This window comes from Herbaspirillum lusitanum (assembly GCF_026127345.1).
In the GTDB taxonomy this organism is placed as follows: Bacteria; Pseudomonadota; Gammaproteobacteria; order Burkholderiales; family Burkholderiaceae_D; genus Herbaspirillum; species Herbaspirillum lusitanum.
Genome location: NZ_QXFG01000018.1, coordinates 111,416 through 122,883, shown reverse-complemented (window position 1 = coordinate 122,883; position 11,468 = coordinate 111,416). Strand labels below are relative to the sequence as shown.

9 protein-coding genes and 4 tRNA genes are annotated in these 11,468 nt (G+C 57.2%); all 13 read left to right on the top strand.

What is annotated here, in order from left to right; all coding sequences use genetic code 11:
- The first annotated feature begins 9 nt into the window (after positions 1–9).
- Positions 10–1,281, top strand: a complete 1,272-nt coding sequence (locus DXT88_RS22360) for an AmpG family muropeptide MFS transporter (RefSeq protein WP_016836054.1) — start codon at positions 10–12, stop codon at positions 1,279–1,281.
- A gap of 84 nt (positions 1,282–1,365) precedes the next feature.
- Positions 1,366–1,451: transfer RNA gene (locus tag DXT88_RS22355), tRNA-Tyr, on the top strand.
- Between the two features lie 63 nt (positions 1,452–1,514).
- Positions 1,515–1,588: transfer RNA gene (locus DXT88_RS22350), tRNA-Gly, on the top strand.
- A 50-nt stretch (positions 1,589–1,638) separates the two neighbouring features.
- A tRNA-Thr gene (locus DXT88_RS22345) sits at positions 1,639–1,713 on the top strand.
- A 96-nt stretch (positions 1,714–1,809) separates the two neighbouring features.
- Entirely contained in the window at positions 1,810–3,006 is a 1,197-nt protein-coding gene (gene tuf, locus DXT88_RS22340) for an elongation factor Tu (RefSeq protein ID WP_016836040.1), read from the top strand.
- A gap of 112 nt (positions 3,007–3,118) precedes the next feature.
- Positions 3,119–3,194 (top strand) — tRNA-Trp (locus DXT88_RS22335).
- A 35-nt stretch (positions 3,195–3,229) separates the two neighbouring features.
- Entirely contained in the window at positions 3,230–3,610 is a 381-nt protein-coding gene (gene secE / locus DXT88_RS22330; protein ID WP_016836053.1) for a preprotein translocase subunit SecE, read from the top strand.
- A 3-nt stretch (positions 3,611–3,613) separates the two neighbouring features.
- Positions 3,614–4,204, top strand: coding sequence for a transcription termination/antitermination protein NusG (gene nusG / locus DXT88_RS22325; protein ID WP_029363887.1), 591 nt, complete (start codon positions 3,614–3,616; stop codon positions 4,202–4,204).
- A 136-nt stretch (positions 4,205–4,340) separates the two neighbouring features.
- A complete protein-coding gene (rplK, locus tag DXT88_RS22320) occupies positions 4,341–4,772 on the top strand; it encodes a 50S ribosomal protein L11 (protein ID WP_016836051.1) in 432 nt (143 codons plus the stop codon).
- Positions 4,772–5,467: a 50S ribosomal protein L1 gene (gene rplA / locus DXT88_RS22315; protein WP_016836050.1), complete on the top strand. Its 696-nt coding sequence runs from the start codon at positions 4,772–4,774 to the stop codon at positions 5,465–5,467. The genes rplK and rplA overlap by 1 nt, the downstream gene beginning before the upstream one ends.
- A 325-nt stretch (positions 5,468–5,792) precedes the next feature.
- Positions 5,793–6,341, top strand: a complete 549-nt coding sequence (gene rplJ, locus DXT88_RS22310) for a 50S ribosomal protein L10 (RefSeq protein WP_016836049.1) — start codon at positions 5,793–5,795, stop codon at positions 6,339–6,341.
- Between the two features lie 107 nt (positions 6,342–6,448).
- Complete coding sequence (gene rplL / locus DXT88_RS22305; RefSeq protein ID WP_016836048.1) at positions 6,449–6,826, top strand: 50S ribosomal protein L7/L12; 378 nt, start codon at positions 6,449–6,451, stop codon at positions 6,824–6,826.
- Between the two features lie 335 nt (positions 6,827–7,161).
- Positions 7,162–11,268, top strand: a complete 4,107-nt coding sequence (rpoB, locus tag DXT88_RS22300; protein ID WP_265216069.1) for a DNA-directed RNA polymerase subunit beta — start codon at positions 7,162–7,164, stop codon at positions 11,266–11,268.
- The last annotated feature ends 200 nt before the right edge of the window (positions 11,269–11,468 follow it).

Genomic DNA, 11,468 nt, shown 5'->3' with positions numbered 1-11,468 from the left:
TCCTTTTCTATGACCGATAACCGCATTTCATGGCACAGCTATCTCAACCGTCGCATGCTGATTTGCGTGTTTCTGGGCTTCACCTCGGGGTTGCCGCTGTTCATCCTGCTGAGCCTGTTGCAGGCCTGGCTGGCCAAGTCCGGGCTCAACGTCAAGGCGCTCGGCTTGTTTGCGCTGGTGATGTTTCCCTACACCTGGAAATTCCTGTGGTCGCCGCTGATGGACCGTTTCCATTTCGGCCGCATGGGGCGCCGGCGCGGCTGGATGTTGTTTACCCAGATCGGCCTGTTCTTCGGCATCGGCGGCATGGGGATGCTGGATCCGCAGACCCAGATCGGCACGATCGCGTTCATGGCGTCGGTGGTGGCCTTCCTGTCGGCCAGCCAGGACATCGTCGTCGACGCCTACCGCCGTGAAATCCTGCCGGAAGAAGAGCTCGGCCTGGGCAGCGCCATCCACGTCAACGCGTACAAGTTGTCGGGCATGGTGCCCGGCGCCTTGTCGCTGGTGCTGGCCGATCTGATGCCGTGGCAGTCCGTGTTCTGGATCACGGCCGGCTTCATGCTGCCGGGTTTGCTGTGCACGCTGGCGGTCAAAGAGCCCGTGGTCTACGGCGTGCCGCCCAAGAATCTGCGCGAAGCCGTGGTGCTGCCGTTCCGCGAATTCGTCACGCGCGGCGGCTGGAGCAAGGCGCTGTGGGTGCTGGCCTTCATCTTCCTCTACAAGCTCGGCGACAGCATGGCGACCGCGCTGGCGACCAAGTTTTACATCGATCTCGGCTTTTCCATGACGCAGATCGGCGTGGTGTCGAAAACCACCAGCCTGTGGGCCAGCGTGGTGGGCGGCATCATCGGCGGGGTCTGGATGATCCGGCTCGGCATCAACAAGGCGCTGTGGGTATTCGGCGTGGTCCAGGCGGTGGCGATCCTCGGTTTCGCCTGGCTGGCCCAGGTCGGCGCCAGCACGGTAGCGCTGGCGGTGGTGATCGGCATTGAAGCCTTCGGCGTCGGCCTTGGCACCGCGGCCTTCGTCGCCTACATCATGCGCGAAACCGATCCGCGCTATACGGCCACGCAATTTGCCCTGTTCACCAGCCTGGCGGCGGTGCCGCGCACCTTCGTCAATTCATCGGTGGGGTACATCGTCGCCTATATGGGCTGGTTCAACTTCTTCATCCTGTGCTTCATCCTGGCGCTTCCCGGGATGGTCATGCTGCTGAAAATTGCTCCGTGGAATCATGTCGAGCATCGTCCCAAGACAACAGTCGGGATCCGGGAATAGCCGGAAGCTAAAAATAATGCGTCCGCTCTCGTATTTTAGTTGACAAGGGAAAAGTGTTCGCCTATAGTTTTGAGTTCCCTGCGCGGAGAGGTGGCCGAGTGGTTAATGGCAGCAGACTGTAAATCTGCCCTCTTACGAGTACGCTGGTTCGAATCCAGCCCTCTCCACCATTTTGGGAACAGTCTTGAAGTTGTTGCGGCTGTGAAGTGATAAGTGTTCGATGGCAGTTCCTCGCGGGTGTAGCTCAATGGTAGAGCTGAAGCCTTCCAAGCTTATGACGAGGGTTCGATTCCCTTCACCCGCTCCAAAGTTTTTGTCCGGTTGCATTGTTTGGTAGTTGGTGCGATCGGCAGGTATGCCCTTGTAGCTCAGTGGTAGAGCACTCCCTTGGTAAGGGAGAGGCCACGTGTTCAATCCACGTCAAGGGCACCAGTTCTATAGCAGGTGTTTCATAGTAAGCGCTGCAGCAAGTCAGCAAGTCGATCGGGCGCGTTGCCTGAACATTCTCATAATCGTTAGGAGTCTAAGATGGCAAAAGGCAAATTCGAGCGGACCAAGCCGCACGTGAACGTTGGCACGATTGGTCACGTTGACCACGGCAAGACCACACTGACAGCCGCAATCGCGACCGTGTTGTCGAAGAAATTCGGCGGCGAAGCGAAGGCCTACGATCAAATTGACGCAGCGCCGGAAGAAAAGGCACGCGGCATCACGATCAACACCGCGCACGTCGAATACGAAACCGCAAACCGTCACTACGCCCACGTTGACTGCCCAGGCCACGCCGATTATGTGAAGAACATGATCACCGGCGCCGCGCAGATGGACGGCGCGATCCTGGTTTGCTCGGCAGCAGACGGCCCGATGCCGCAAACCCGCGAACACATCCTGCTGTCGCGTCAAGTTGGCGTTCCTTACATCATCGTGTTCCTGAACAAGGCCGACATGGTCGATGATGAAGAGCTGCTGGAGCTGGTCGAAATGGAAGTGCGCGAGCTGTTGACCAAGTACGAATTCCCAGGCGACGACCTGCCAATCATCAAGGGTTCGGCGAAGCTGGCCCTCGAAGGCGACACTGGCCCATTGGGCGAGCAAGCGATCATGGCACTGGCAGAAGCGCTGGACACCTACATCCCGACACCGGAACGTGCTGTTGACGGCGCCTTCCTGCTGCCAGTGGAAGACGTGTTCTCGATCTCCGGCCGCGGTACGGTTGTGACCGGTCGCGTCGAGCGCGGCATCGTCAAGGTTGGCGAAGCCCTGCAAATCGTCGGTATCCGCGACACGCAAGACACGGTTTGCACCGGCGTCGAAATGTTCCGCAAGCTGCTGGACCAAGGTCAGGCGGGCGACAACGTTGGCGTGCTGCTGCGCGGCACCAAGCGTGAAGACGTGGAGCGCGGCCAGGTGTTGGCCAAGCCAGGTTCGATCAAGCCGCACAAGCACTTCACCGGCGAGATCTATGTGTTGTCGAAAGACGAAGGCGGCCGTCATACTCCGTTCTTCAACAACTATCGTCCACAGTTCTACTTCCGTACCACGGACGTGACTGGCTCGATCGAGTTGCCGAAGGACAAGGAAATGGTCATGCCAGGCGACAACGTGTCGATCACCGTGATGCTGATCAACCCGATCGCGATGGAAGAAGGTCTGCGCTTCGCGATCCGCGAAGGCGGTCGTACCGTCGGCGCCGGCGTGGTTGCCAAGATCCTGCCTGACGCGTAATAAGAAGAGTAGCAATCGCCGCGATTCGGGAAATTCCCGCCTCGCGGCGTTGATGTCTGAGCGGCAAGCGTAAGTTGGCTGGCCAAGCCGTTCAGATCAGTGTTTTGATCGTAGGGGTGTAGCTCAATTGGCAGAGCGCCGGTCTCCAAAACCGGAGGTTGGGGGTTCGATGCCCTCCGCCCCTGCCACCGATTCAGGTGAGTAGGGTACTGAAAGTAAATAAATGTCTAACCAGCCTGTACAAACCGTCAATACATCAAGCGACAAGCTCAAGGTTGCCCTGGCAATCGTAGCGGTCATCGCGGGTGTGGTCGGTTTTTTTGTGTTGTCGGGTCAATCGACTCCGGTGCGCGCACTGGCCCTGGTGGCCGGCTTGCTGGTGGCGGTAGGTTTCGCCTGGACATCTTCGCAAGGTCGCGGTTTCGTCGGCTTTGCCAAAGAATCGGTACGTGAAACCAAAAAAGTTGTCTGGCCTACCCGCAAGGAAGCGACGCAGATCACGGCGATCGTATTCGCCTTCGTGCTGATCATGGCGATCTTCCTCTGGGGTACGGACAAATTGCTCGAATTCCTGTTGTACGACGTAATTTTGGGCTGGAAATAAAACATGAGCGATAGCACACAAGACAGCGCACCGATTGGTGCGCAAAGCGTTTCAAGCGCAAGTAAAAAGCGCTGGTACGTTGTGCATGCCTATTCCGGCATGGAAAAGAGTGTGCAGCGTGCACTGACCGAGCGCATCGTCCGCGCCGGCATGGAAGAACAGTTCGGCCAGATCCTGGTGCCGACTGAAGAAGTCGTAGACATGAAAAACGGTCACAAGTCGGTAACCGAGCGTCGTTTCTTCCCGGGCTACGTCCTGGTTGAGATGGAAATGACGGATGAAACCTGGCATCTGGTGAAAAACACCAGCAAGGTGACCGGTTTCATCGGCGGCAAGTCCAACCGCCCGACGCCGATTCCGCCGCATGAAGTCGACAAGATCATGCAGCAGATGCAGGACGGCATCGAAAAGCCGCGTCCGAAGGTCTTGTACGAAGTGGGCGAGCTGGTTCGCATCAAGGATGGTCCTTTTACCGATTTCAACGGCAACGTGGAAGAAGTGAATTACGAAAAATCCCGCGTGCGCGTCTCCGTGACCATTTTCGGTCGTGCAACACCGGTCGAGCTCGAGTTCGGCCAGGTCGAAAAAGTCTAGGCAATACTCTATCAAGCGCCCCGCAGGAGCGCGGCGAAATGCAAGTTTCCCGAATCCTGCAGCAGCAGAGGAGCCTCAGTAAAACGCCGCAAGGCAAATGAACAGGCGCTAACACTCAATCAACGTAGGAGCCATCATGGCAAAGAAAATCATCGGTTTTATCAAGCTGCAAGTGCCAGCTGGTAAAGCAAATCCATCCCCACCGATCGGCCCGGCGCTGGGTCAGCGCGGTCTGAACATCATGGAATTCTGTAAGGCATTCAATGCCCAGACTCAAGGCCTTGAGCCAGGTCTGCCGATTCCGGTCGTGATCACTGCATTTGCGGACAAGTCCTTCACCTTCGTGATGAAGACTCCTCCAGCAACCATCCTGATCAAGAAGGCTGCCGGTATCCAAAAGGGTTCTGCCAAGCCGCATACAGACAAGGTTGGCAAGATCACTCGTAAACAAGCGGAAGAAATCGCTACCCAGAAGAAGCCGGATCTTACCGCTGCTGATCTGGAAGCGGCTGTGCGTACCATCGCTGGTTCGGCACGTTCCATGGGCATCACGGTGGAGGGTCTGTAATGGCTAAGTTGACAAAACGCGCTAAGGCGCAAGAAGGCAAGATCGATAGCACCAAGGCTTATCCTTTCGATAACGCGCTGGCGCTGGTCAAGGAATTCGCAACAGCGAAGTTCAACGAATCGATCGACGTGTCCGTCCAACTGGGCGTTGATGCGAAGAAGTCGGACCAAGTGGTTCGCGGTTCCGTGGTTCTGCCGGCTGGTACAGGCAAGACCGTTCGCGTCGCCGTGTTCGCTTCGGGCGAAAAGGCTGAGCAAGCTAAAGCAGCCGGCGCAGACGTGGTCGGTATGGAAGACCTGGCCGAAATGGTCAAGGCCGGCAACATGCCTTTCGACATCGTGATCGCTTCGCCGGACACCATGCGTATCGTCGGTACTCTGGGCCAGATCCTGGGTCCACGCGGCCTGATGCCTAACCCGAAGGTCGGCACCGTGACTCCTGACGTGGCTACCGCCGTCAAGAACGCCAAGGCTGGTCAAGTGCAATACCGTACCGACAAGGGCGGCATCATTCACGCCACCATCGGTCGCAAGTCGTTCAGCGATGCAGATCTGAAGTCGAATCTGGTTGCACTGATCGATGCACTGAACAAGGCCAAGCCGGCTACCAGCAAGGGTGTTTACCTGCGCAAGGTGTCGCTGTCGTCCACCATGGGCGCTGGCGTCCGCGTGGATCAATCGACTCTGTCGGCTTAAGTAAAGAATCAAGTCCTCGTTTCCTCAAGGAGGCGAGGCGCATCTTTGGGCTGGAGCATTTTGCAATTGTGAAGTGCTTCAGGCAATCAAAGACCGTTGGGCGGCATGCAGCAGGCAGGCATAAAGTTAAAACGTCGGAAGCTCACGTTTCCGATTACCCAGCGCAGATGGTGACCCCGAACAAGTTTTGCAGTCTCACACAGCGCTTCGTGCATCTTGAAACGCTGCAATGAACTCCTAACGTCGGACGCCGTGTTCGAACCGATGCAAGGCAAGCAGGTTTTTCGCCTGTGTCGTCGCCAAGCATCATTTTTGGAGGTTGATCTTGAGTCTCAATCTGAATGACAAAAAGGCCGTTGTCGCCGAAGTCGCCGCAAAAGTAGCAACTGCGCAGACTATCGTCGTGGCCGAATACCGTGGCATCCAGGTTGGTCACTTGACGCAACTGCGCGCCAAAGCGCGTGACCAAGGCGTGTACCTGCGCGTGTTGAAAAACACACTCGCGCGTCGTGCCGTTGAAGGTTCCGCGTTTGCTGACCTCGCTTCTGAAATGACCGGCCCGCTGATCTATTCGATCTCGGAAGATGCCGTTGCTGCAGCCAAAGTCATCTCCGACTTTGCTAAGACCAACGACAAGCTGGTTGTCAAGGCAGGTAACTATGCAGGTAAATCGCTGGATAAAGCAGCGGTTGTCGCATTGGCAAATATCCCAAGCCGCGAAGTATTGCTGGCCCAGTTGTTGGGCATGATGCAAGTTCCGGTTGCTGGATTTACGCGTGGTCTGGCTGCTCTGGCAGCCAAAAAAGAAGCCGAATCCGGCACAGTGGCAGCGCCAGCTGCAGAAGCAGCTCCGGCTGCCGAAGCCGAAGCTTAAGTCGTTTGACCGCTCAGGCGGTCACGATTTTGGCAAGGCCCTGTGTCTTTCGCTTTTTTAGCGTCAGTACCGACTAGATGTTTTATCGAAAAAATTAGGAGTTTCAAATGGCAATTAGCAAAGACGATATCCTGGAAGCCGTAGGCAACCTGACAGTATTGGAATTGAATGACCTGGTGAAGGCATTCGAAGAAAAGTTCGGCGTTTCCGCAGCAGCTATGGCTGTCGCTGGTCCTGCTGGTGGTGGCGCTGGCGCCGCTGCTGCTGAAGAGCAAACTGAGTTCACCGTTGTTCTGGCCGAAATCGGCGCGAACAAGGTTGGCGTCATTAAGGCAGTTCGCGAAATCACCGGTCTGGGCTTGAAAGAAGCTAAAGATCTGGTTGATGGCGCACCGAAGCCAGTCAAGGAAGCAATTCCTAAGGCTGATGCTGAAGCAGCCAAGAAGAAGCTGGAAGAAGCTGGCGCGAAAGCTGAAATCAAGTAATTTTTACTTGAGCTGGAATATCGCCGGTTCGCCGGCGCATCGTTCCACCGGAGTCAAAGTGCAGAATCCTTTGAAAGAAGGATTCGGCTTTGGCTCCTTTGTCGTTTCGTAATTTTGTATGTGAATTTGAGTCCGATTCGAATTTGCGTCGAATTCAAGTTCGTTAATGGTCAGCAGTTTCTTGCCCGCTTTGCCGGTGAAGCAAGAGAAGGCGCCAACCAAGACTGAAGGGCTGAGACTTGAGGTTTCGCTGTTAACGGATTGCAGCAACAAGGCAACAAGCAATCCGGGCGAGTCCTGAACTCTCTATCCTTCCTGTCACTCACGGAGTGTCCATGCACTACTCATTTACTGAGAAGAAGCGTATTCGTAAATCCTTTGCGAAACGCGCTAACGTCCACAACGTTCCGTTCCTGCTAGCGACTCAGATCGAGTCATACCAGACATTCTTGCAGACGGACAAAACAACGTCCCAACGCAAGAACGAAGGTCTGCAATCGGCCTTTACATCGATTTTTCCTATCGTTTCGCACAATGGTTTTGCGCGTCTCGAGTTTCTGTCCTATGTGTTGGGCGCGCCGCCGTTCGACGTCAAGGAATGCCAACAACGTGGCCTGACCTTTGCGTCGCCGCTGCGTGCCAAGGTGCGTCTGGTGATCCTGGACAAGGAATCGCCGACCAAGCCGGTCATCAAGGAAATGAAGGAACAGGAAGTCTACATGGGCGAATTGCCGCTCATGACGACCACCGGTTCGTTCGTCATCAACGGTACCGAGCGCGTCATCGTGTCGCAGCTGCACCGTTCGCCTGGCGTGTTCTTCGAACATGACCGCGGCAAGACCCACTCGTCCGGCAAGCTGCTGTTCTCCGCCCGCATCATTCCTTACCGCGGTTCGTGGCTGGACTTCGAATTCGATCCGAAGGACATCCTGTTCTTCCGCGTCGACCGTCGTCGCAAGATGCCGGTAACGATCCTGCTCAAGGCCATCGGCATGACGTCCGAGCAGATCCTGGCGAACTTCTTCGTGTTCGACAACTTCACGTTGCACGCTGAAGGCGCCGAGATGGAATTCGTCGCCGAGCGTCTGCGCGGCGAAGTTGCGCGCTTCGACATTCTCGACAAGTCCGGCAAGCCGCTGGTCGCGAAAGACAAGCGTATCAACGCCAAGCATGTGCGCGACATCGAAGCTGCCGGCATCAAGCAGATTTCCGTGCCGGAAGACTACCTGCTGGGTCGCGTCCTGGCGAAGAACATCGTTGACGGCGACACCGGTGAAGTCATCGCGTCGGCCAACGACGAGCTGACCGAAGAACTGCTGGCCCGCCTGCGCGAAGCCGACATTGACGCAGTCCAGACCTTGTACACCAACGACCTGGACCAGGGCGGCTATATTTCGCAAACATTGCGTACCGACGACACGGCGGATCAGACCGCTGCGCGCGTGGCAATCTATCGCATGATGCGTCCTGGCGAACCGCCGACCGAAGACTCGGTGGAAGCCCTGTTCAACGGCCTGTTCTACAGCGAAGACCGTTACGACCTGTCGGCTGTCGGCCGCATGAAGTTCAACCGCCGTATCGGCCGCGATGAACTGACCGGCGCCATGACGTTGTCGAACGAAGACATCCTGGCCGTGATCAAGATTCTGGTGGAACTGCGCAATGGTCGCGGTGAAGTCGATGACATCGATCACTTGGGCAACCGTCGCGTCCGTTGCGTCGGCGAACTGGCGGAAAATCAATTCCGCGCCGGTCTGGTCCGCGTTGAGCGCGCCGTCAAGGAACGTCTCGGCCAGGCCGAAGCGGATAACCTGATGCCGCACGACCTGATCAACTCCAAGCCGATCTCGGCAGCGATCCGTGAATTCTTCGGATCCTCGCAGTTGTCGCAGTTTATGGACCAAACCAACCCGCTGTCGGAAATCACGCACAAACGCCGTGTTTCCGCTCTGGGACCTGGTGGTCTGACGCGCGAACGCGCCGGCTTTGAAGTCCGCGACGTGCACCCGACCCACTACGGCCGCGTGTGCCCGATCGAAACGCCTGAAGGCCCGAACATCGGTCTGATCAACTCGCTGGCGCTGTATGCCCGCCTGAACGAATACGGTTTCCTGGAAACCCCATACCGCAAGGTCGAGGGCAGCAAGGTCACCAACCAGATCGACTATCTGTCGGCAATCGAAGAAGGCCGCTACATCATCGCTCAGGCGAATGCGACCATCGACGCTTCGCTGAAGCTGTCGGATGAACTGGTCTCGGCGCGTGAAGCCGGCGAAACCATTCTGGTCTCGCCGGAGCGCGTCCAGTACATGGACGTGGCCCCAGGCCAGGTCGTGTCCGTGGCGGCGTCGCTGATTCCGTTCCTCGAACACGATGACGCGAACCGCGCATTGATGGGCGCCAACATGCAACGTCAGGCCGTGCCTTGCCTGCGTCCGGAAAAGCCGCTGGTCGGCACCGGCATCGAGCGTACCGTTGCAGTTGACTCCGGTACCACCGTGCAAGCGTTGCGTGGCGGTATCGTCGACTACGTCGATGCAGGCCGCGTGGTGATTCGTGTGAACGATGAAGAAGCGCAGGCTGGTGAAGTCGGCGTCGACATCTACAACCTGATCAAGTACACGCGTTCGAACCAGAACACCAACATCAACCAGCGTCCTATCGTCAAGGTCGGCGACCGTGTCGCCAAGCATGACGTGATCGCCGACGGCGCATCGACCGACCTGGGCGAACTGGCTCTGGGTCAGAACATGCTGGTGGCGTTCATGCCATGGAACGGCTACAACTTCGAAGATTCGATCCTGATCTCCGAAAAAGTCGTTGCCGATGACCGCTACACCTCGATCCACATCGAAGAGTTGTCGGTTGTTGCACGTGACACCAAGCTCGGCGCGGAAGAAATCACCCGCGATATTTCGAACCTGGCGGAAAACCAGCTGGCGCGTCTGGACGAGTCCGGCATCACCTACATCGGTGCTGAAGTCGAAGCCGGCGATACGCTGGTCGGTAAGGTAACGCCAAAGGGCGAAACCCAGCTGACGCCGGAAGAAAAGCTGCTGCGCGCGATCTTCGGCGAAAAAGCATCCGATGTTAAGGACACCTCGCTGCGCGTGCCTTCGGGCATGGTCGGCACCGTCATCGACGTGCAAGTGTTCACCCGCGAAGGCATCCAGCGCGACAAGCGCGCACAACAGATCATCGACGATGAACTGAAGCGCTATCGCCTGGACCTGAACGACCAGTTGCGTATCGTTGAAGGCGATGCCTTCCAGCGTCTGGAAAAGATGCTGATCGGCAAGGTCGCCAACGGCGGTCCTAAGAAGCTGTCGAAGGGCACCAAGCTGGACAAGGCGTACCTGGACGATCTGGACAAGTACCATTGGTTCGACATCCGTCCGGCTGACGACGACATGGCGACTGCACTGGAAGCGATCAAGGAATCGATCGCCGAAAAGCGTCACCAGTTCGATCTGGCGTTCGAAGAAAAGCGCAAGAAGCTGACCCAAGGCGACGAACTGCCGCCAGGCGTGCAAAAGATGGTCAAGGTTTACCTGGCCGTGAAGCGTCGCCTGCAACCAGGCGACAAGATGGCGGGTCGTCACGGTAACAAGGGTGTGGTTTCGCGCATCCTGCCGATCGAAGACATGCCGCACATGGCCGACGGTACGCCAGCCGACATCGTGCTGAATCCGCTGGGCGTGCCATCGCGCATGAACGTCGGTCAGGTGTTGGAAGTCCATCTGGGCTGGGCAGCCAAGGGTCTGGGCCTGCGCATCGGCGAAATGCTGACTGCACAAGTGAAGATCGCCGAACTGCGCAAGTTCCTGACCACGATCTACAACGAATCGGGCAAGAAGGAAGCGCTCGACGAGTTCAGCGATCAGGAGATCCTGGAACTGGCAGCCAACCTGAAGAAGGGTGTTCCGTTCGCCACGCCGGTGTTTGACGGTGCGCACGAAGATGAAACCCGTCGCATGCTGGATCTGGCGTATCCGGATCACATCGCCAAGCAACTGGGCATGACGCCGTCGAAGAACCAGGTCACCATGTATGACGGCCGTACCGGCGAAGCTTTCGAGCGTTCCGTGACTGTCGGCTACATGCACTACCTGAAGCTGCATCACTTGGTCGATGACAAGATGCATGCGCGTTCGACCGGTCCTTACTCGCTGGTTACTCAGCAGCCTCTGGGCGGTAAGGCGCAGTTCGGCGGTCAACGCTTCGGTGAAATGGAAGTCTGGGCACTGGAAGCCTACGGCGCATCGTATGTGCTGCAGGAAATGCTGACCGTGAAGTCCGATGACGTGAACGGCCGTACCAAGGTTTATGAAAACCTGGTCAAGGGCGACCACGTGATCGACGCCGGCATGCCGGAGTCCTTCAACGTGCTGGTCAAGGAAATCCGTTCGCTCGGTATCGACATCGATCTCGAACGCGACTGATGTTCCCAAGGGCAAGGCGGCGCGGCCGTCTTGCCCTGTTTCATCGTCTGATCCTGCCGCCTGAAACAAAGGCGGCAACGTAGTAAAGTAAGCAGTTCAGCAAGCAGCTACAAGCAATTGTAAGCAGTCAAGGACGACCAAGTCTGTCCCGGTACATGCGGAACCCGGCGCAAGCCACGGCTCTCCCGCAGGTGCGAACA

Excerpts from the sequence above, each read along its gene's own strand:
- rplA (WP_016836050.1), top strand. The coding sequence starts at position 4,772 with ATGGCTAAGTTGACAAAACGCGCTAAGGCGCAAGAAGGCAAGATCGAT.
- DXT88_RS22360 (WP_016836054.1), top strand. The coding sequence starts at position 10 with ATGACCGATAACCGCATTTCATGGCACAGCTATCTCAACCGTCGCATG.
- rplL (WP_016836048.1), top strand. The coding sequence starts at position 6,449 with ATGGCAATTAGCAAAGACGATATCCTGGAAGCCGTAGGCAACCTGACA.
- rpoB (WP_265216069.1), top strand. The coding sequence starts at position 7,162 with ATGCACTACTCATTTACTGAGAAGAAGCGTATTCGTAAATCCTTTGCG.
- secE (WP_016836053.1), top strand. The coding sequence starts at position 3,230 with ATGTCTAACCAGCCTGTACAAACCGTCAATACATCAAGCGACAAGCTC.
- tuf (WP_016836040.1), top strand. The coding sequence starts at position 1,810 with ATGGCAAAAGGCAAATTCGAGCGGACCAAGCCGCACGTGAACGTTGGC.
- rplK (WP_016836051.1), top strand. The coding sequence starts at position 4,341 with ATGGCAAAGAAAATCATCGGTTTTATCAAGCTGCAAGTGCCAGCTGGT.
- nusG (WP_029363887.1), top strand. The coding sequence starts at position 3,614 with ATGAGCGATAGCACACAAGACAGCGCACCGATTGGTGCGCAAAGCGTT.